This is a genomic window from Desulfonatronovibrio magnus (assembly GCF_000934755.1).
Lineage (GTDB): Bacteria > Desulfobacterota > Desulfovibrionia > Desulfovibrionales > Desulfonatronovibrionaceae > Desulfonatronovibrio > Desulfonatronovibrio magnus.
In genome coordinates this window covers 137,433-158,788 of record NZ_KN882176.1, presented here as the reverse complement: position 1 = coordinate 158,788, position 21,356 = coordinate 137,433, and the positions used below count along the sequence as shown (strand labels likewise).

The window sequence follows — 21,356 nt, the reverse complement described above, 5'->3', positions numbered from 1 at the left end:
AATACGGGACTGTTCTTCAGTGTGGAGGCGGCTTCCAGCCGCCTGGAATTAAATAGCCTGCAGGATGCAGGCTCCACTTTAAAGACAGTTACTCGCAGGTTCGGTCCCGGGCCGCCCCAGGGGAACAAATATGTGACAGTTCTTCAAGGTGGAGGCGGCTTCCAGCCGCCTGGAATTAAATAGCCTGCAGGATGCAGGCTCCACTTTAAAGACAGTTACTCGCTGGTTCGGTCTCGGTCCGCCCAGGTGAAGAGCTTACAAGTAACACTTGGGATCGGACTGGGATCGCCTGGATCGGGGTCGGACCTAACCATCATACTCAAATATCAGGATAAATTTCCCAAATTAGCCTGTTTTCAGAGCTTAGAAGCCCCATTTTACCCTCAAAAACATCATTGTAAGCCGAGACAGGTTCTTTCAGTGCGTATGTCCCAGACTTGCTTACTTCATGAACTCTTCTGCCACAAGCTCTTCCGCCAAGCATTTCCTTTATCTTTTCTACAAAAACCTTACAGCACCTCTTTTTTGCTTCGAATAACCATTTGATCCAAGCTGACCGGTCCTTGGCGAATTTCAGCAGAAATTCCTTTTCGTGACATCTATGGTTATTTACCCAGTGAAATCTCTTCCCATTTCACCGGGGTATGCCACACATGATCAGGCAATAAATATCTGTTGACTCTGGGCATATTCTCTTACATCTATGTTTTTGGCCCCAAAAAAGGCATCCTAAGGCAATTTTAAGGCCCTATAGAGGACCTTTACTCAATTAGTTCAATGACTTGGTTAGGTCCGACCCCATAAGAAGACCCCATAAGAAATCTGCATAGGGAGTTCTCCCAGCCATTTCATTTGTCCATTCTGATAGATAGCTTCATAACTTTGTTGTGCCATAGTAATTTTCCTCATTCTTTTTAGGCCATGGGGGGCTGACCCCAACACTCTCATGTAACAAGCTTTCGGGTGGATGTAGTTTGCTGACAGGTGAGTATTCTTCTGGAGGAAAGGCCGCTAAATCTTGAATATGAAAGGGTGTCTTCTAAAACAACAGGATATTACTCCCTCCTGAAACAATCATCAAAAAAAGCCTTACCCATACTCACTGCCAGGCACATCGGGCTTCATGAACAACGGATAGAGATCGACCATTTCCATTTCTACTTAGAGCCGATTTCACGGATTGCTGGTCGGCTCTATCCTGATTGGTAGGCCAGTTCTAACATTTTATCCAAAAGCACTTTTAGCTTAGGGCATTTATCATATGCGATATTTGGATCTAGTTTGTCGAAAAGTTCTTTCCCGTTCACAACCTTTTTATATGATCTTTTTATATGCTTGGGATAAAGACGTTCCAATAATTTTGCAGGTGGTTCATGAAAATTTATTAACTCTGGAGTTTTAATCTTTGGGGAAAATGCATTTTTGATTTTTACTGGAAAAATATCTGGTTGACTTAAAAGCCATGCCTCGACTTCATGAACAGCAAAAAAATGAAAAAAACGGGGATGATTTACTTTGTCCTCTATATGCTTTTTTCCCCATTGATATCGTTCGTCGCAACACTTGATATGGTTTGGATAAAAGGTCGGACCGTAAAGATCTAACAGGGAAATAACTGCAATAATATCGTCTTTATCTGGCCCCTCTAGATACATTTTCGCTTTCAGGGGCGCGTCTTTTAATAGTTCTGGCCACCCTTCAAAGCGGACAGTTCGAATTCCAACCGGTTGACTTATTTTTGGATCAATCCATTTTTTAAAAAATTGCGGCAACGATTTATTTTCGGTATAGCCTTCGACAAAAAGAATAAACCTCATATCATTTGCTCCAATTCTCCTGATTTAAAAAGAGCCCCCAGTGAGTATTCTTTCAGCCAATAGTCAAGTTTCTCGCCTTTTAGAGTATTTAACAAGGTTTCCCCATTTTCCCACGTTGCCACAGTGGTTGTAGGCTTAGTTCCAACAAAAGCATCCAAAAATTGAGGTGAATGTGTTGTTAAGATAACTTGAGATCTAGTGGCCGCGTCAACAGCATACTCTGCGACTAATGGTAACATTGATGGGTGTAACCCTGTTTCTGGTTCATCAATTGCTATAACTGGTGCCGGTGATGGGCTGGCCAACACTGTTAACAAAAATAGAAAACGCAGTGTTCCGTCTGAGAGATCAGCAGCAGACTGTTCACGTTTTAATGATTTCCACCGAACCCTCATTTGAATTCTCTGGTCAGATGCGGGAGGAAAAACTAACTCTTCAAAATCATTTCCAAATGCTGCCCGCATAGCCGAATCTATATCTTTTTTGAAATCACGATCACCCGTGTAAAGTGTATGCATAACCGATATGAGATTTTGGCCGTCAGGATCAACTCGTTTTTCCAAGCGAGAAATAGCAGGTTGACGAACAGAAGAGTCTTTATTGGTATGCAGGTCATGATAAACAGCAATAGCCGCCAATTCCCGTTGGAAGGGAGGAATATAGTGATTGTTGATAAATGGGCCAGATGCTATTGAGAGTAGGCTTTCTTCCTCTGAAACAAATTCCTCAGGAGTAGTAAACGTGCGCTCTGCCTCATCAAAAATAACAGCCGTCTTTGAGAATCTTTCTAAAAATTTGAAAGGATTTCTTTCAAGTTGTTTTCTTAACTTGAAAGAATTAACCAATAGTTCCCTTTCAATTTTATATGAACTTCCAGTCCCAAGCCTTGCTAATTCAAGCTCATAATGTTCTGGCCCTAACTCTCCTCCCTCAGGTATTAATTCAAGAACAAACTTTATCGAAGTAGCAGTACCATCCCAAACAATAGGGTCCATTCCGCCTAACGCTTGGATATACTTGCCGAGTTTTCCCTGTGCTGATACAGAAATTAATTCCATTAATCTCAATAAATTTGACTTTCCAGTCCCATTTGGACCAATAACTACATTGAGGTCCCCAGGGGACCAACTTACATTTCGGAGAGAGCGGAAACCTTCCACATCCAATTGAGTAATTTTCATTATTATTTTCCTTCACTTCTGATAATAATTTCGTCCAATGGCTCGAAAAGACTCCTTTACCTCAGATCACCTCAAATATACAATATATTTCTAAACATGACACATTTCTATCTGTGCACAAGGTTTGTTTCTTTGGTACGTCAATTACATGGAAAAATGGACAATTAGACTGCAATCTGTGCCCTGATTCAATCAGATTATCAAAACAGAGAGAAAAATCATCTCCAAACGCCTCTGCGTAGTTGGGCCTGGGGTGCATGGGTGAGGTGCTCACCAGTAAAAAACAATAGCTAACCTGACAAAAGACTTCCTTATGTTATTGTTTTGAAAGTTTGCTTACAACGCGGACAATTGATTTTCAGATTTTTTCCCTTGATAACCCTGAGTTTTTGGCTGCATTCAGAACATTTGATTACTACTTTTTCTATGGTCTCAGGCTGGTCTGAATGGCTTGTGTTATGACTGGTTTTCTCTGTATTATTACTATCTGGATCAACATGATTGGTCTTATCATCATCTTGCTTTTCAGAATCCAGAGCATTCTGATTCCTAATATCTTGATCATGAGATTCTATATACTCAGCAGAAGGTTCATTTTTATGATCTTCAGAATCCTCGTTGATATTCTCATTTTTCTCGTTATTAGCCAAGCTGGGCTTCACTTTTTCATCCGCACCTGCAGAATCTTCCTCTGGTTTCCATTCTTTTTGAAACCAAAGAAGCATCAAGCCAAGTATAAGCTGTTTTCTACTCTTATCCTTAAAAGCTGGCAGATCAGGAAATATTTGATCATTGGACATGGCAGAGTCCTTAGCAAGATTGAGTGCTATAGATGTAACTGACCTTTCTGGAGCAGCATTTTTACCAACAATTATTTGACCGAGTTGATAACCACGATCATATCCAAGAGTCCATTCTGGGGACTTCTGTGAAGAATAAATTTTAACAGCCTGAGCAAATTTTCTCGCCATTCTTGCACCGAAAATATAGCCCAAAGAAAATTCCTCTAATCTTTGTTTATCACAATCCTTAAGTTTATCGTCTGCAGCAGTTAAGTGACGGGATAGAGAAAATTGATGGCCCTTGATAAATCCTGAATGGTAAGGACTATTAATAATCATTGCTTTCAGGTTATCACCTGATAGACTGCTGGATGAAGCAGAGATGAGAAGGCTCAATAAGCCAGTAATAATTTTAATATCTTGCTTGCGGCCACAACTTTGAGAATGATCATTAATTGAGCTCACCTCATATCTCCTAATTCTCCAGAAATTATTGAAGGTAAGTTGTCATCTCCCTCATAATACAAGTATTTTTCAAATCCATCATATATAATTTTTATTTTTCTTGCTTTATTGGTTTGCAGGTTACTTATAAAGTACTTTTCTGCCTCTTCCATAGATTCAATCGCATCTTCAAAATAATAAATATTATCATATAAATCAGGATTAAAACATTTGTTATCAATCCTTCTGTATCTCAGCAAGTACAGTAGCAATGCAATCATTTGAAAATATATTTGCTGATAGTTATTATTTTTCTGCTCAGACAGCATTCTTTCTAAAGCATTTTTTGCAATCAGATGGGCACTTTGTTTATCAAGGGCCTTTTCGCCATCTTCTCTAAACATAAGAAGCCTCAAACAAGCCCGAGCCGCATTAATTGGGAACGGCTCATTAGCAGCCTGAGCGCTGTTTCTATATATCCTGCTACATACACTTTTTATCAAAATCTGATAGTCACTTACATTTTGAAAAGACCTGCTTGCTGCGTCTACAGCCCATAACCAGGGTTGAGTATTAACAATACCTTGAACCATATTTCTTATATATTCAATAATTTCGTCTGGTGTTTTCCAATAACACCATGCTGCCCTTGAAAAAATCCTATTTTTTTTATTCTGATCCACTTGGGGGTTCAAAAAATCTCTTTTAAATTTATTAGATATTCGCCCAATGAGTTTGTTGCCTTGGGCTGTACATGCCTGACCCGTTTCATCTATAGTATATACATATAGTTGATGAGCTCCGAATTGTTTCTCTGGCCTGAATTTCAGGATATTATTTCGAACATTATCTGCAACCCCTAAATATAATTGTGAAGTTGGAGATACATTCTCAAATTGACTTACAATATATCCTCTCTGGAGCAGCTCAAGATCCTCAGGTTCTGCTGCTAACTCCTGTAGCCTGGGCCAGCCACGGCTATTTTGGGGCAATCTTGAAGGAACCTTCATTTTGGCATAGTCAAATCTTACTCTTCTTCCCTTAATAAAATCATTGTTTTCTGGGACAATCTCGATTCTGGCAAGCCCACTTGCCGGTTTCATGCTCACATGAATATCGAGGGCAACATCTTCAGGTGGCGAAGACATAAAGTTAAAACTCGCAGTTCTTATAGCTGTATTACTCAACGTATCATTCTTTTTTCTTGCAGCATGGGCATTTTCATTTAAATCACTGGCAAACATAGACTCAGCATACGCCAAACCGTACTTGCTGACTTTTCTTGGTTCATTTAAAAAATTGTTTCGATGCGCCCTCTCTAGAGAACCAAGAGATTTTACGAGCTCTCTCACAAGCCTCTTCTGGCAATATGAAATATCAACAAATTTATTTGAAGCATCAAAACTTATTTTTTGGTTCATAAATAATTCTGCTTCGTCTATAGATCCTTTGTACAAATAAGTATCGAGTGTGCTTTGATTTTGTCCCAACATGAACTTACCGGTAAGGATGTCCGAATGCATTTGACCACCAACTACTTCCTCTGCGTTAAGCAGTGGAAACCAAAAATTTTGCCATCCCTTCTTGGCCAATAATGATATTTGCGGCATAGTGTCTAAGTATGCAGGTATTTCTCTTAATGTTTTTTCCCCGTATATCCTTGCCCCATTTGCAATCATGTCATTGCCGGACTTGATCCAAATACCACCAATAGCTGGCTCAGTTGTGTCATAAAAGCAATTAATACCTCTATCTTCCAATAAATGCTTATTAGATTTGACCCATGAAGGAACTTGCTGCTCACATAAAGGACCGGTCAATACAACTCCACAAAGCTTGCCCTTGGGCAAGCGAGATATAAGCTCACCAAACTTTTTTTCAAGAAAATCATGGACTGTTCCTGAGTTGATTCCTATTTTATCATTCAATGGGCAGGAAGCATTCAATATTTTTCTTAAATTTCGGCAGGGAGATGCCTCACATGAGTAGCGCAGACTTCTGTCCTTCAGTGCAGGGGTCCAGGGTTGCCATACATTGTTGACACTCAAAACCATTTTTTCATTTTCAACGTCTGAGTTTGCAATAAGTTTCCAGATATCAGAATACAAGGAAAAAATTTGCCAAAAACAACTCTGATCTTCATAAGGCATAATCTTTGTGATTATATTTCCTGCCCAGTCAAAACCTGTCAGCTCAGAGATTCTCTTAGGTCTATCCCGTAAAGGAAGGATATAGCCTTGGTTCTCAAATATTTTATGACGCAAACGAAGAGTATTCATTTCTATGGAATCAGCCCCCATGTAAATCACATGAATATGATCATCATCATGCATTCTTTGGGGAACAAACTCATCACCAACAAATTCAAGCCATGATAGAGATGCAGCGACAGGTCGCCATAAAAGCCAGGCGTCTTGAGTGCCTTGTGACGCAAGCTCTCTTATCAAAGATTCCTGACCAAATTCATCAAGATTATCGGGTATTACAATTACTGGCTGTACATTTTTTAGGAGTTTAGATTTTGATTCAGAGTAATTTACTAAATACTGAGCAAGAATTTTGGTCAATGAAAATGATGTCCCCCGGCCAACATCCCATTTTGCAGTGCGGTCGCCTGCTTCAACTAAAGCTCTCCAAATATAAGGTATCGGAACGCGCCGGATTGGTCGGTCAGGCTTAAGCGTGGCTTCAGGGGGCCAGCTAATCCCTGTATGAATCCTACTATTATCAGCTGCATTGCCAAACAGAATAGACTTGTTAAAAGTATTTGGAAGCAGGGCATGTCTAAGCCTGTTTACTTGTTCTGAATAATAGAAAGACGCATCAGCAGCAATGCAATCATTATAGCCAAAGGCAGAAAAACCAAGTATCTCTTTCATATAATATCTTTTAGGGTATCCTCGAAAGCTACTTCCAGCCAAATAAGAGCATCTGACCACTTGCGGGAATCAGCTGGAAGCCGAACCAAATGGACCTCTTTTCTTCTACTCTCATAAACTTGGCACTCCTTAATCTCCAAATCACTAGCCAAGACAACGCCCCGAAGCTTTGGGGGATTTTCCATTCTACTCTGCATTATCAACTGACGGTGTAATGCATTCTCTGCTGAATTGGATATTTCTTCCCAGGCAGGATGTTCAAGCGCTGCAGCTGTATGAATTCCCCATACTGGTACAACTACTTTTTTATTATCTGAGAGTGAAGAAAAAACAAGATAGATGTGACCTCCAAGTTGACCCAATTTTTGAACAACTGGATGCGAACTGGCATGGTCTGAGTGGACCATCTCTAAGACCCAAGAAACTGGTATATTATTTTTTTGCGAATAAATTATAAATGGACCAGGCTCACAGCCTGCATTTAACCTGCAGCCGAGCTTTTGTTCTTTTAAAATTCGGGGCTGGGAAGTAAACAACTCTTGTATATGAAATAAATCTGAGTTTGATTGATGAGAGTCCGCTGACAATTTATAGAAAGTCAGGCAAACGATAACTCTTGAGATGTCAGCCCATGCCCTGCCCTGCCAGTCCCACATTTTATCCTTTTCATCTTCACTCTTAAGAAGACGAAGATAGTACTCCCAAACCTCCCTGTATCGAAAATCATTTTGTAAGACATAGTTTGGACGAACAAGAGATTGTAAGTGGGTAACCTCCTGAAGATGAGGAATTGAATGAAGTGATGTACATATATTTCGAAACATCCTTACACTCTTACCACGGTCTGATTTTTTGTATACTGGGTTGTAATTAACCTCAGTATCCAAATAATGTGAAGCTGAAGAAAAACAACGATAAAGAAAGGATTTAAGAACTCTATTTTCAAGTGTGTCAAAGGATTCTCTACGCGAGATCGAAAGTAGGCGCTGACTATTTTGTGCAGCTTTTTGCGCCAATGTATCTCCCTTCTGTCGGCTTATCCACAGAATACATCTGTTATCTAACTCCGAAATCTTCGAAACAGGCATTAGTGTTCGTTCCCTAATCAAAATTTTCCTTGCAGAATGAACAATGCCTGAAATTTTTTTGCTCATTTTTTCTGCAATTTCCACAATCAACGCCATTCTTGGCTCATCCGGCCTATCAACACCAGAAAAAAAATGGTCAAGCACAAGGCTCCATTCATGGTGATCTCTGGTGGAGAATTTTTCAAATAGAATATCAAACTGTTGTGACCATTCCAGTAGTGCTGATTTCAATTCTTGGCCATGTGATGCTTTGGCATCTGTAGAATTTAAACTCAGAGAGTCAATTTTTTCTAAATATACAGTGTATCTCTTTTCTTGTCCTTTTATCCATAAATATCCAATATTTTGATCACTCTTATTGCTAAATAATACACCATGCGGCAATTCATATAACTGGTAGGCTTCTTGGCCTGCTTGATATTTTGGACCAAATTCTACAAAATGTTCATATCTTTTTGGTAGATAGATGTCTGCACTGGAAGACACAGAAATAACAGGACTGCCATAATAGGGGAAAGAAACTTTGCCCTGTTTAAAGTCAACCGTTTCACCATTAGTATCGATACCATATCTTTCAGGACAACCCGCTGACCAGGGCCAAAGATGTAATTGAACTTCAATTTCTGACGGCATTATCTTAAATACTACTGGTTACCCATGGATCTTTTTACCCCATGCCATGTGAACAAACCTGAATGACGACTTTCGTCGCGAGCACCTTCAAATGCCTTGAGGAGATCAGGGTCTACGTCCATGATATTCTCCAAAGTACGTTGTATTTCATCGAGGCATTCATTGGTTCTGGAGTCATCTATCTCTAACCCTCTCACTTTGGGAATTATCTTTTGTTCAACCTGGTCAGCAAATGCTAACTTATATCTTTCATCTTCGTTTACCCTGGGATAATTGGCTACATATGTTGGAATAGCCTTCATCACCCGGAACCCAAAAGGCCTTCCAACTTTATCTAATGCACTATTTATGCTTCTTGTCCATTTATAAACATCATCATACCATAAATCATTTTCATCAAACTTTCTTTGCCATTCCTGCCATCTCTTGAAGGGTAAATATTCATTCCCGACAATTTTTTCTCTCTGATCAGTATTAAGCCTTATATTTTCATCAGGCTTGCCAAATCTCAAAACATTGGCTCTGTCCAGAACTTTGTCAGATAGTGACTGCGTTGTTTCATCTTCATTCATTGTGCCTACAAAAAGGATATTGTCAGGAACCCACAATCTGAATCTGTGGATTCCTGGACCTACATCTAGTTCAATTTCCGCGTTGTGTCGTTTTCTCTGCTCTTCAGGATTATCAATCTGGCTACGAAGCTCCAACTTTGATAGAAAATCACTAAAGTAATACTCAGTTCGAGCAAGGTTCATTTCATCCAGTAAAACCATAAACATGCGATCCTGAGCCCACACACTATCCAATATTTCATATTGCTGGTCATTATAGTTATAGGGATCGAGTCTGATCATTGATCTGGAAAGGTCAGTAGCCTTATATTTTTTTTCCAGATAATTATAAAAGCCAAACAGGTCTTGAGGTGAATCCCATCTGGGCTGAACTGATAGTACGAGGTGATGCATGCCTATCATATTGGCATAAACTATGGGCAACAGGGTCTTCCCTGTTCCTGAAACACCTGCTAATATCGTTAGTGGATTTATGGCCTGGCATTTAAGGGAGGTATGAAATGCATCAACCACTCTGGGATGGTAGTGTATCTCCATCTGGCTTAGGCTACTCTTAAATGAATCCAAAAAAGCATACTCATCTTGCTCTTCGTGAGCCTGAACAAACTGCTCTCTTCGAAGGCATTCTGGGGGTTCCAAGAGATTTTTATACTGGGCAAGTTCGTCTTCAGGGTCAGAACCATCTGGGCATACTGCTAATTTCTTAATCTTTTCTTCAATCTTCTTAACATCTTCTTCCAGGGTTGTTTTACGGGCTATGAGGCAATTTACCTGTTCTTGCACTTCAGCTTTTTCTTTTCTTTTTAATCCTAAGTCCGCTAATTCCTTTTCTAAAGATAGTTTTTGAATCTTGAGATCATTGATTTCTTGAGTAAGAGGCTTCAACTGATTTTTGTTACTTTTTATCTCTTCTCGCAAACGTGCTACATCGCCCTCAAGATAGTTCTGCTCTGACTGAAGTGTTGACAGCATAATGCTACAATCTGCCTTATCTTTTAGCATCCTGTTTAATTCATATTGGATTTTATGTAATTCATCTCTATTTTGTGAAAGCTCATTTGTAGTACTTTCCAGAGCATCCTGTGCCTCTTTTCTTTGTTTTTCTAATGTTTCCACTTCTTCAAACAAACTTGGTAGATGCGCTCGAATTCCTTCAGCTTTATCAATCAAAATCTGCGATTCTTCAGCCATTTCTTGGAGTCTATCAACTTCAGCTGCCAATCTTCCATGATTATTTTTAATATCCTCTATCTCATATTTTTTTCCATCTAAAATTTTGCTTAATCTTTCCTGCTCTTCTTTTTTTTGTAAAACATCACCCTCAAGATAGTTATTTTCTGACTGAAGACTGGAAACTGCAACTTCTAAGTCAGCTTTTTGTTCACGTAGACCCTGAATATTTTTTTTGAACTCTTCCATTTTCTGCTGCAGCATTTCAACATTTTGAGGCAAGTTACCTGCCTCTGACTTGAGCTGTTCAATTTCTCTTTCAATTTTTTCTTTTTCGTTCTCAAGATCTTTGATTTCAGTTTTTAAATTTAAGATAGCACCTTCAAGCTCTTTTTTCCTTCCCTCAAAATCTGTCATAGTCTGAAGACTAAAGTGCTTCTGCTGTTCTAAATCCCCAACTTCCTTACGCAAAGACTCATTTTCCTGATCCTTTGCAAGGCACTGATTTTCTAACTGGGCCAATTCTTCTCTCAGTTGCTCTTGCTCCTTCCTTTCAGCTTCAAGCTGAAGAAGTTCATCCTTATAATTATTTATACTTTTCTGAAGTTCATCATTATCTGCCATTAACCTTTGCCTTTCGGCAGAGAGATTTGCTACAGTTTCGCTATCTCTGACCATGGCCTTTTCCCGATGTCTCCAATGAACATAATAGCCAAATACAATCACCAAGATCAGTATGGTCAGGGCGGCTGCCATAATCCAAAGGACTGCTGGCATAAATGGTATGTTTATTCCCGGCATAATCTTATCTCCGTGTTACTATTCCTGGTTTAAAGGGGTTGGGTCTTCTTTAGCTGTCATTGTAGCGGCAGATTCTGCAGCTTGGCCCAGTATATCAATGTGCTGCTGTAGTTTTTCCAAGTTACTCGACAATGATTCCAGGCCACTTTGGAGTCTGGTCACCCTGTCCGCAAAATTTTTCCCATGTTCGTCAATCGGCTTAAGTGTAGCCTTAACAGCTTGTTCAAGCTCTTCGAGATCATTTATTATCTTGCTTGCTTCTTCTTCAAAGGATTCAAAAAATAAAACTTTTGATCTAAAATCTTGGTATATTTCACCCAAACCTGTTGTCTGCTCTGCCAGGGTATTTCCTGAATATTGAATTTCTTCGATGGTCTTGCTGGCATTTTCTGAAGCAAGCTGCAGGCTCTGAGCTGCAGACTCTGCATTTTGCCCGCCTTGTTCAATGACTGTCAGCAATTCCCTGGCTTCCTGATTTATATCGGTAAGCTGTTGTACTTTTACATTTATTTTGGCTATCCCTTGCTCCAATTCATTATCACGAGTTTGTAATATGCTAACAATAGACTCCATTTGCTCACTTATTGGAGAGAGACCTTGCGTTGCACTCTGAAGATCCTCTCCAGCCTGGGATACCGTGGCAACAGAAGAATTCAGTGTCTCAGAAATTGCAGATAAACTTTCAATTTCACTTGACATGTTGCTTACTGTCTGACTGAGAGAATTTTTTTCAGCCAGGATTGCTTCATTTAATTCCTGAAATTTGCTCGCATGGTTTTCAACATCCTGAATTGCGCCACCCAGGTTGGATGAGCCATCCTGAACAGAAGTAACAGCCTTAGCTAAATTGCCGGTTTCTGTATCAAGGTTGCTAAAGATACGTTCTGCTTTGGATTCAGCTTGCTCAAACTTTTCGAATATTACCTGAAAGTCATTAGCAAGCGCTGTAAGACCTTCTTGCTCTCTTGTCAGAGAAGCCAGTGTTTCTTTCTGGACTTCTATTTGAACCCGTAATCCATTGAGGGTTGCTTCGAGCTGGTTGTTTTCACTTTGAAGGTCAGAATTTTCAGCACTCAATCTATCACGCTGAGTGTTTAATATATCCAGTGTGGAGCGAAGCCCTTCCTCCTGCCTTTCAAGCTGACGCACAACTGGGTACAATTCTTCTTGTCTGGTCCGCAATTCGACCACACTCTCCCTAAAGGCTTTTTCTCTCTGTTCGAAAACTTCAGTCCCAGCACGTGCAGAGTTATACTCAGCTCTGGCTTCATCAAGCCTAACTTCAGCATTATTGAGACTGACCATAATGGTTTCCAGCTCTCCGGAAGAAATGGCAATATCTTGTTTTATTTCAGAATGTTGTTGCCGTAATCCTGGTAGTTCTCTCAATAATGAATCATGCTGATCTAACTCTTTCTCAAGAAAAAGTTTTTTCTGCTCCACTATCTCAAGTTCCTTTTCCAGGCTGATTACTTTCCAGCCCATGATAACCACCAACAAGGAAACTACGAAAATTGCTCCACCCAGAAGCCATAAAGGAGGAAAAGAATGATCAAGTGCTGACATACCCTTATTATCATTCGGCCTTTTATTTTCATCAGATTCATTTATGCTCATTTCCCCTCCCATATTTTTACAACATCATCAACACAGGAATGAAGATTTTCACGCAGCTGGTAAGTCCAGAAACGGATTACCTTCCATCCCAACCCCTGAAGCTGTATATCACGCCAGGTATCATCATACTTCCTTGATCCATCTGGATTACGGTGACAGTCACCATCCACTTCAATATCCAGCTTTAATCCCGGATCTCCGCTGCGAATCAGAGCAATGTCCAGACGGCGATTCCTGACTGGAAACTGGGGCCTGGGATCAAGTCCTGCATCTACAAGAGCTTCAAAAAGAACTTTTTCCCAGGGAGATTCGTGTGGAGCCCAAGGGGTAGTATGAGGCTGAGGCAGAATCTTTTTAGGATCATCTGCCAGTTTCTGGATATGTGATATACCGCAGCTTGAAGCCCATTTTTTGTTGCCGATAACATGCAGCACTGCCCGAGCTCTGCTCACAGCTACATTAAAAAGAAAGCCTGTCTCCCGCAGAAATGCCCGAGATCCTTGAGGCATATCAGGCCCAGCACACAGGCTGAAAATTATGACGTCTCGCTCATCTCCTTGAAAACCATGGGCAGTCTGTACAATCACTTTTGCGTTATTCAAAGCTGTGTAATTTACTCCACCATCAAAAAGTGCATCTTGAATTCTGTTGGCCTGCTGCCTGAACGGTGTCACAACTCCAATGCTTCCTTTAAAGTTATTCTGTTCAAGCATATTCCTGACAACTTTAACGACTCCCTCAATCTCCCCTGTGCAATAGCAGCCACTTCCACCAGCACTTGCAATATCACCTGAAAGTTCTGTCCAGTGGATGCCGGGCTTCACTCCACTGGGCGGATTAAGTCCCTCTGGATCAGTACCAACCTGCAGGTTGCCCCCGTAAAATAGATGATTGGAATACTGTGCTATAGCTTCAGAGCCGCGGTAGGTGATATTTAGCAAAATCGGATCAATTCCACGCACACTGGCACAAAGATCATAAAGTGAGTGCTGGGAGTATGAGAAACGAAAGTCTTCAATCTCTGAATTCTCAATTTTTTTCCAGAGCATGGCATCCTTTGAAAGGCTGAGATTTGATACATGTGTCAGTTGAAGAGGATCGCCAATAACACCTGCTCTTTTGGCTCTGAAAAGGACTGGAATAGCTGAGGGAATATCAGATTGGCTGGCTTCATCAATCAGGGCCAGATCAAACAAGCCAGGCAGAAGGGGTATTCTGGAACCTATCGACAAACTGGTTACTGCCCATGCCGGAAATGCTTTTAGTATTCCGGGAGCCTCCTGTAGCAATGTCTTTTGGACTGTTCTGTCAACCTTGCCGTCCTGCAATCCTGTAAATAATGAGTTTAGGCCAGACCGGAGTCCAGCGAGAGTTGTACTGTCAAGACCATCAGGAAGCCCCTGCCTGCTTTGAATATCCAGAGTTTTCATGGCCTCTAAGCGACCTTCAAGATGCTTTGTGGTTTCAGCTAAGCTTTGAACAATTCTCTCTAAAGGAGGCAGGTTTTTGATATCTTTTTCTATAGACTGGGCTTCCTGTTTCATTCCGGAATATTCTGAAGCCCTGGAAAGTTCTGGCATTGCCTTATTAAGGAGGAATCTGGCTTTTTGGGTAGGTAAAAAAGGCAACTTCGGTATTCCTGGGAGTGCTTTCAGGGCAAAGCGAATTTTAAAATATGCATACAGAAATTTAATTTTTGCAAATCGACCCCCAATAATCTTGCAGGCTTCATCCTGGATTGAACTGGTTGGAGAAGCAGACGAAATCTTTTTGCTCATTTGCTGTACCAGATCATTGGGAAAATCCTCTGGATAACTATCAAGAAAAACAGTCAATTCCTGATCCATTTCTGTTTTCAGGTAGGACATTTTTTCTTCGATTTCCCCCAGCAGAGATGCACAATGCGCAATATGACGAGCTTCTAAGGCTGACTTTCCCCTTTCTGAAAGTCGTTTCTTCAAATAAATTTTTGCTTTGTCCATTTCTTCCCTTACTAAGGGATTAGACTGACTTACCAGCATATTTCTGATTGCTTTGGAAAAGGTGAAGCGTAGGTTGGGGTCTTCTTTGGAATTGGCTCGAACTATTAACGGATTTCCCTGAGAATCTGTCAGACGGTGAACCACAGCATCAATGGCCTTATGGTTTCTGCTGGAAAAAAGAACACTTTTGTCATTAAATAAAGCATTTATAGTACAGCCTGCAACAACCTGGCTCTTACCCGTTCCCGGTGGACCAGTAATAACGGTCAATTGATCAGTGAGAAGAGAAGCAACCGCCCGGCGCTGAGCAGGATTAAAGGTGAAAACATCAGCAACAATTTCTTCATCAGCCTGATCTTGGTTAGTCTCCTGGCTTTCAGTATCTGGCAATGCAGCATCAAAAAAAACATGTCTTAAAGCTGTTCTATCTAACTCATTATCTGAAGCAGATGCAATTGCATTCAGTTCTTGAAGCAGTCTGGCGCTATACCTGGTTTTTTTGGCCAGCATGATAACTGCTCTATTGTATATGCCATTCTTGAAAGGTTCTTTTATTGGTTCAGATGGAACCAGGAATGTATTTAAAGGTTCGATAATTTTACGAGGCAGAAAAGTGTTTAAAGTTGCGACCAGATTCTCCAGACTGGGAGATGATTCATGTCTATCAAGCGCAGGATTTGTTTTTTCTGCATTGCCTGATCTGATGAATCCGCATGCTGAAAAAAAGTTGTTTTGACTATCATTTTTTTTGGAAAAGGCATATTCAAGCCATTTAAGATTAACTTCCGGTACTGGTTTTGATATGTGTACAACTAAACCTTTGTCTTTTAGTGAAAATTCCACTGAGTAAAAAAATACAGGCATCAGGCCGGACACAGATGGTCCAAGTGTTTCTTCTTTGTAAAACGCTGAAACAGGGTAACCTAGCACCAGAGATGTATCATCACCTTCCCTGGGCAATGAATTTACAAATTCGGACAGATGTGGGCCAAGAGGAATGAATGTCTGCCAGGTCGTACCTGATTTAGGCATCCAGTTGCTGGTCTTATGAAGAAACAAAAAAGTTTTTCCAAGCTGGTTGCAAAACGCCATGGCCTTGCTGCCTTCTTCATTCCGGACGCATTCACGGTAATATGAAAGCAGCTTACGAAAATAAGTCCAGTTTCTTGGAATTCTATCTTGCTCTTCAGATAACCTATTTTCTACAGTCGGGTCAAAACCCCAGATTAATTCAGCAGTTTCAAGTGAAACATTCGGTCTGGGTATTACAGGTTTTGATTCCTTAACGTACAGCAGACCGTCTTTAGGCTTATCATCAGTATTGACCAGCCACTTTCCATTGTGCTGCAGAACTTCTCCGGACTTTAGGAGATTTCTCAACTCGCGAATAACTCTATACTCAGGACAACTATACTCTGAACGGATCCTTCTTGTAAGCTGACGTGAAGTAAGGGGATACCTTGCTGACTCTAAGTGCCTTTGAACAACTCTGGAAAGATCTTCAGCAGGCTGATTGGATTGTTCGATATTTAGCATTCTCAATGTGTTTAATGATTATCAACTTTTTCAAAAGCAAGCTGCTTCGCATTGCGAAACAAGCTGTTTCGCAATTACATTATCCTGACTACAAAATTAAACCATAACCCCCGAAAAATCACACCCCCTGCCTACCACCACTCACAAAAACTCCCATATCCAAGCAGCTATAATCCCCCATATCTGATGAAGCTGACCTCAGGCTGGCTGTGAGTATGTGTCCATTATCCATGAGATTTGCAGGAAGCGGGTTGTGAGTTTTGGATATATAGCCAAGTTTATGGCCGTTTGAGGTGAATACGGCAATGGCTTTGCTGTCGTGATGGTTATTAGGCTCTCGCAGCAACCTCAATTGCACACCAAGGTTGAGGTGCGAAAAAAACATCAGCCCCTGATAGTACTGAAATCCTGCCACATGGCATTTGAACAGGGACACAGGCTTGGGAACAACCCTGGATTTTTTACCTTCGGAATTTTCCCTCCAAATACCAGTGACCCCAAAATAGTGCTGAGAATGCTGATAAAACCGCGTCTTTTCATAATCTCCCCATTGAGCAAGCAGTGGACATTGAGAGTACTGCGTTTTTTTCATCAGGCAAGCATCAGACCCGCGTGCCCTTTCTGAAAATAAGGTCAAGGCTGGTTAGGTAGAAGCATTATAATATTGCCATAAGCATGATTCTGCAAAGGACAGTTCCATTATGAAATTGATATTGTAAGGGTGTGGAAACAGTGATTCATTTGTATACTGAGCTTGGAACGGTTAGCTTAGCAAAAATTTTAAAATTAGCTTATTAATCAGGGCGTGTCAACAACCATTAAGGTTGTTTTAAAAGGATATAGGGGTGTATAGAGATGAATGCCAATTACTTGGAACTTTTGAGCCGGGCGGGCCGGGACTGAACGACGAGTAATCCTTTTTCAATAACTCGCCAGGCGTTACAGGATGTATATTACGCATGAGTCACCTCATAGTGGTAGTTAACAATTTCAATATCCTCAGCACCAGCCTTGGTCCAGCGAAAGCAATTTATCAACCTCTTGTTCTTTCATTCGCTACAGGCTTAGATGTGGAAAAAGTGCCTGCCCCAGAGGACCACTTCAAAGCTCTATGCCTTCAGGAAAAGCGGCATAGTTGATACGGATATTGTGGGGGCCACCCTGCTGGTACGAGAACTCTGAACACTAAACACGCTGAACATGCAAAATAAATTCTTCCCCCGCTTTGCGGCGAAGCCTTATCTGCCAGTTTCCCTGCCCTGTGAAATTGCTCAGCCATGAGCACCCGCAGGGATTTCACTGGGGTTTTACATGGCAGATAATGTATCCTTTTCTTCTTTCTTCTTTTCGTGATATTTCGAGTGTTTCGTGGACAAATCTCTTCTTCTTTTTCTTTCTTATTTCTTCTTTCGCCTGCCCCGTGAAACCGGGGTCCCCTGTGGGGTGCCCGCCTTGTGAAATAGACGAAGTCTCAGCGTAGCGAATTTCACTGGGTTTCACTGGGGTGTTTTTTTGAGTGTTTCGTGGGCAATATTCTTTTCTTTCTTTCTCGTGCTTTGCTCAGGTGGGCAGCGCAGCACGTCCTTTAAAAAAGTAGGTGAAGGGGTTTGCGGTTCATTTGTGTGATGATCGACCATCCGGTTCATTTCTGCCTGTTTAGTTCCATCACCAGTTCATGGACCTCTGTGCAGGGGTTGTCCTGGGAAGGCTGCCTATGAGTATACTGGCTCATAAGCTTCCCAGCATTTTCTATGGCCTGTTTTTGCCTTTGAAGTAACTTTTCGTATATCCTTGCATCATTTTTTTCATATTTGTGTCCGAGCCTGTCAGACAACATATCCTGGTATTCCTGTCTGGTATGGGCTGAGTTGATATAGTCGAAATGCAAAAGAAACCAAAGTTCAAAAGCTTCATTGGACAATGCGGTCTTGAGCTTCATTTTCCGGGCTAAATGCCAGGCATTGTCCACATTGTGGTTTGGAAAAGAATCCCTGTCAAAAACACACCAGACCTGATCATAGGGCTCATCATTTGCCCGAGCCAGCTCTTTCAATCTGACAGCCTCCTTGACCAGAGACAGGGTGTTGTATCCTTTGCCCACAATTTCAATGACAGCTGAGGTCACCCTGAATCGTTGAAAATAATTGGGCTCTGTCTTCTCTCCCTCACAAACTATAAGGATTCTTCTGAAAGGCTTGCCTCTGAAAGCTGTTTTTCTCTTTAAAGAGTTCCTCTTTTTCAGCCAGGCTTCTTTTCTTAATTTGTCACCCTTGGCCATTTACCCGGTCCTTTTCCTGAGCCTTGCCTTTTTCAGTATCCTTATCCCTTGCGCCGAAAGCGGTCACAGGCTCGTTCAGCACCGGTACAGCCCCATACTTACCCAGCATATAATCCTTGTCATAGGAAGAATCCGGCCTGACCCGGAAATCAGACAAAGAATAAAGCTCAGAGCTTTCCAACTCGTTTTTACTGACCATCCAGAGCTGATCTCTGCGAAAAAATTTGCGACTGAAAAGAGTCTGGTCATGGGTGGCGAAAATCAACTGGGCATTTCTGGGGTTGGTCTGTTCTGAATGAAACAACTTGATGATCAATCTTGTCAATCTGGGATGGAGACTGCATTCCAGTTCATCTATGATCAGGGCACTTCCATTATCAACGGCGAAAAAGATCAACCCGGCAAGATCAAAAATTCTTTTGGTTCCTTTGGACTCCATAGCCAGCTCAAATTTTTCCAGGCCAACTCTCGCCCCTTCATCGCTATAACTGTAATGATGAGAAACTGGTTTTTTAAGTCTGATCATATCCCCCTTTTTGCCGATTTTCTCCAAATCCTTTGAAACAGCTTCACTGATTCCCTCGGACAGGTCTGAAAGCGGATAGTCGGCCTCATCAATCTCTAATTCAGAAATTGAGTGATCAGCCAGCCTGATGAATTCCACAAGCCTTTTTCGTTCCAAGGCATGATCCAGGATGGCCATTGAACGGCGAAAGATATTTTGGGTATCATCAGTAACCACTTGCAGGCTGGAAAACCACTGCAGTATTTTTCTGGCCTCGGGCTGATTGAACTGAGCAGCCACTGAAATAAACAAGGCGTTCTCACGTGTTTTCTCTTCCAGACCGGAAACCCTGGTCATCCCTTTGCCAAATTCAAATTTGTCCTTCCTGCGGATGAACAGTTTGGCTTCGCGCCCCCTGGGTGCGGAAAACAGCCATTCAAGGTCAACCCCCTCACTGTCAGCTGAAAATCCGTATCTGTACCTGATATTGTCCTGGACAAACACGACCTCCACTGTACTAGGTTCTGCTGAGGTCCTGGGATTCAAAAGAAAAGGGAAGTGAGGAAAAGGTTCGCCTGCCTGACTTTCCTTGGATGAGTGCATGACCATGCGCCGCATATGGTCAATGGCTTTAATCAGGTTGGATTTTCCGCCGGCGTTGGCTCCATAAATTGCGGCTGACTTGAGCAGGCTGACAGGCCTGTACCTGGATGCCCGTGTTGGCCGGTAACTGAAGGTGTGAGCGGGGTGCTCCCTGAGTGCTCCAGCAACCATATTCAGTGTGCTGGAATCTTTGAAGGAAAGAAAATTTTCCACAGTAAATTCAATAAGCATATTTTTGCCTTTTAAATGCATTTTTAGAGAAAAAAAAGAAAATATGCCTTTTAAATAATATGAGAATAGATCTTATGCAAGCAAAATCAAGATCCCATTATAAGAGGTCCGCCAACGACACAGCACAATGTAAATTCAACCCCGCCTTGCGGTGAAGTTATCTGTCTTTGCGATCAGCAAAGCAGATATTTAATCCCTCTTCATTCTTATTCGCGCAGATTAGCGCAAATTAGCGGACCTAACTCTTCTTCTCTGTCCGCCAATCCCCACTAATCCAGCCCCGCCCTGCGGCGGAAGCCTTATCTGCCAGTTTCCCTGCCGTGTGAAATTGCTCAGCCATTAGCACCCGCAGGGGGGTTCACTGGGGTGTTATTTCGCACCTGCCCCGAGTACCTTCTTTCAGTACACTGGGGCTGAAAAAAAACTCTTTTTGGCTCCAAAAAAAGCGATACAGGACTCTTTCAAAGGGCAAAATTGACAATTAAGTATTTGATACCAGGCACTTGCTGTGGCCCGCCCCCTCGCTCTGGCAAAATTCTAAACGACTGTGAAATCACAGTTGATGAGTATAAACACTATATAATAATTTGAATTCACGGCTTTGGCTCCGCCGCCGAACTGGTTCACCCCTCTTAAAACCCCGCAGCAGCAACTGCAGCAGTTGCAGATAAAATTATGACCGGCTGCCGTATTGCTCACCATATGGACCAGACCGGCGTCCTCGCTTATTTTAAGGATATCATATGGCCTTGGAAATAGAGTTGACAAGTGGACTGCTTTGCAGCGTTATTAAGTTCGAAAGGCCATGCACCTTTTTTGGAAGCATCAAGGACTACCACTTCAACAATAGAGCAGTCTTCTGCGTAACTGATATGGGTATCCCAGTCCTGAGAAGATTCTTTTACAATAGTCTTGTTTGATAGCCGAATAACCAGAATGTCATCGCGTTCTTCATAAATTACCTTCATCGGTTTACTTTCACTGAAAATGGTGCATAATTGTTTTGATCACAAGTTTCTTTTCAAGAACTACAGCTGCACAAATAAGGTTGTCATCACGCCCTTCAATGTGCTTGAAAATCCACAGGCGTGTCTCATCTTTATAACGGGTCTGTCCTGTTTCAATAATGTCTTTAAGTAATTCCTCGCTGTTCCTGCGTTCAGCCATACGCTTCCGAGCATGATAAGTGATCTGGATTTGTAAACTCCTCACCCGAGCGGACCGGGACCGAAATTGT

At 41.6% G+C, this 21,356-nt stretch carries 15 protein-coding genes; all 15 read right to left on the bottom strand.

Annotation, left to right across the window (positions count from 1 at the left end; genetic code table 11):
- Window positions 1-319: 319 nt before the first annotated feature.
- Complete coding sequence (locus tag LZ23_RS25145; protein ID WP_232300521.1) at window positions 320-484, bottom strand: hypothetical protein; 165 nt, start codon at window positions 482-484, stop codon at window positions 320-322.
- A gap of 709 nt (window positions 485-1,193) precedes the next feature.
- Window positions 1,194-1,817, bottom strand: a complete 624-nt coding sequence (locus LZ23_RS16065; protein WP_045215810.1) for a DUF4276 family protein — start codon at window positions 1,815-1,817, stop codon at window positions 1,194-1,196.
- The gene (locus LZ23_RS16060) at window positions 1,814-2,998 is read right to left on the bottom strand and encodes an AAA family ATPase (RefSeq protein ID WP_045215808.1); all 1,185 of its coding nucleotides are present in this window, start codon (window positions 2,996-2,998) and stop codon (window positions 1,814-1,816) included. Before LZ23_RS16060 ends, LZ23_RS16065 begins: the two co-directional genes overlap by 4 nt.
- Before the next feature lie 311 nt (window positions 2,999-3,309).
- Window positions 3,310-4,245 carry a hypothetical protein gene (locus LZ23_RS16055; RefSeq protein ID WP_045215806.1) on the bottom strand — a complete coding sequence of 312 codons (936 nt, stop codon included), beginning with the start codon at window positions 4,243-4,245 and terminating at the stop codon, window positions 3,310-3,312.
- Window positions 4,242-7,103 carry a hypothetical protein gene (locus tag LZ23_RS16050; RefSeq protein WP_045215804.1) on the bottom strand — a complete coding sequence of 954 codons (2,862 nt, stop codon included), beginning with the start codon at window positions 7,101-7,103 and terminating at the stop codon, window positions 4,242-4,244. The genes LZ23_RS16055 and LZ23_RS16050 overlap by 4 nt, the downstream gene beginning before the upstream one ends.
- Entirely contained in the window at window positions 7,100-8,824 is a 1,725-nt protein-coding gene (locus LZ23_RS16045; protein ID WP_045215803.1) for a DUF2357 domain-containing protein, read from the bottom strand. The genes LZ23_RS16050 and LZ23_RS16045 overlap by 4 nt, the downstream gene beginning before the upstream one ends.
- A gap of 11 nt (window positions 8,825-8,835) precedes the next feature.
- Window positions 8,836-11,367 carry a DUF8727 domain-containing protein gene (locus LZ23_RS22850; RefSeq protein ID WP_052507447.1) on the bottom strand — a complete coding sequence of 844 codons (2,532 nt, stop codon included), beginning with the start codon at window positions 11,365-11,367 and terminating at the stop codon, window positions 8,836-8,838.
- An 18-nt stretch (window positions 11,368-11,385) separates the two neighbouring features.
- A complete protein-coding gene (locus LZ23_RS16035) occupies window positions 11,386-12,984 on the bottom strand; it encodes a coiled-coil domain-containing protein (protein WP_045215801.1) in 1,599 nt (532 codons plus the stop codon).
- Entirely contained in the window at window positions 12,981-16,502 is a 3,522-nt protein-coding gene (locus LZ23_RS16030) for an AAA domain-containing protein (RefSeq protein WP_084591105.1), read from the bottom strand. Before LZ23_RS16030 ends, LZ23_RS16035 begins: the two co-directional genes overlap by 4 nt.
- 118 nt (window positions 16,503-16,620) lie before the next feature.
- Window positions 16,621-17,094, bottom strand: coding sequence for an HIRAN domain-containing protein (locus LZ23_RS22845; RefSeq protein WP_052507446.1), 474 nt, complete (start codon window positions 17,092-17,094; stop codon window positions 16,621-16,623).
- 904 nt (window positions 17,095-17,998) lie between these two features.
- Window positions 17,999-18,148 carry a hypothetical protein gene (locus tag LZ23_RS24220; RefSeq protein WP_157493276.1) on the bottom strand — a complete coding sequence of 50 codons (150 nt, stop codon included), beginning with the start codon at window positions 18,146-18,148 and terminating at the stop codon, window positions 17,999-18,001.
- On the bottom strand, window positions 18,145-18,780 hold the full coding sequence (locus LZ23_RS16010; protein ID WP_045215787.1) for an RloB family protein: 636 nt from the start codon (window positions 18,778-18,780) through the stop codon (window positions 18,145-18,147). The genes LZ23_RS24220 and LZ23_RS16010 overlap by 4 nt, the downstream gene beginning before the upstream one ends.
- A complete protein-coding gene (locus LZ23_RS16005; protein ID WP_198146023.1) occupies window positions 18,767-20,119 on the bottom strand; it encodes an AAA family ATPase in 1,353 nt (450 codons plus the stop codon). The genes LZ23_RS16010 and LZ23_RS16005 overlap by 14 nt, the downstream gene beginning before the upstream one ends.
- 725 nt (window positions 20,120-20,844) lie before the next feature.
- On the bottom strand, window positions 20,845-21,087 hold the full coding sequence (locus LZ23_RS16000; RefSeq protein ID WP_045215785.1) for a DUF2283 domain-containing protein: 243 nt from the start codon (window positions 21,085-21,087) through the stop codon (window positions 20,845-20,847).
- Window positions 21,088-21,097: 10 nt separating this feature from the next.
- Window positions 21,098-21,331, bottom strand: coding sequence for a DUF4258 domain-containing protein (locus LZ23_RS15995; RefSeq protein WP_269745190.1), 234 nt, complete (start codon window positions 21,329-21,331; stop codon window positions 21,098-21,100).
- Window positions 21,332-21,356 lie beyond the last annotated feature (25 nt).

Coding starts and splice junctions, on each gene's coding strand:
- LZ23_RS16030 (WP_084591105.1), bottom strand. CDS start 16,502: ATGCTAAATATCGAACAATCCAATCAGCCTGCTGAAGATCTTTCCAGA.
- LZ23_RS24220 (WP_157493276.1), bottom strand. CDS start 18,148: ATGAACCGGATGGTCGATCATCACACAAATGAACCGCAAACCCCTTCA.
- LZ23_RS16045 (WP_045215803.1), bottom strand. CDS start 8,824: ATGCCGTCAGAAATTGAAGTTCAATTACATCTTTGGCCCTGGTCAGCG.
- LZ23_RS16000 (WP_045215785.1), bottom strand. CDS start 21,087: ATGAAGGTAATTTATGAAGAACGCGATGACATTCTGGTTATTCGGCTA.
- LZ23_RS16010 (WP_045215787.1), bottom strand. CDS start 18,780: ATGGCCAAGGGTGACAAATTAAGAAAAGAAGCCTGGCTGAAAAAGAGG.
- LZ23_RS16060 (WP_045215808.1), bottom strand. CDS start 2,998: ATGAAAATTACTCAATTGGATGTGGAAGGTTTCCGCTCTCTCCGAAAT.
- LZ23_RS22845 (WP_052507446.1), bottom strand. CDS start 17,094: ATGAAAAAAACGCAGTACTCTCAATGTCCACTGCTTGCTCAATGGGGA.
- LZ23_RS16050 (WP_045215804.1), bottom strand. CDS start 7,103: ATGAAAGAGATACTTGGTTTTTCTGCCTTTGGCTATAATGATTGCATT.
- LZ23_RS25145 (WP_232300521.1), bottom strand. CDS start 484: ATGCTTGGCGGAAGAGCTTGTGGCAGAAGAGTTCATGAAGTAAGCAAG.
- LZ23_RS16005 (WP_198146023.1), bottom strand. CDS start 20,119: ATGCTTATTGAATTTACTGTGGAAAATTTTCTTTCCTTCAAAGATTCC.
- LZ23_RS16035 (WP_045215801.1), bottom strand. CDS start 12,984: ATGAGCATAAATGAATCTGATGAAAATAAAAGGCCGAATGATAATAAG.
- LZ23_RS22850 (WP_052507447.1), bottom strand. CDS start 11,367: ATGCCGGGAATAAACATACCATTTATGCCAGCAGTCCTTTGGATTATG.
- LZ23_RS16065 (WP_045215810.1), bottom strand. CDS start 1,817: ATGAGGTTTATTCTTTTTGTCGAAGGCTATACCGAAAATAAATCGTTG.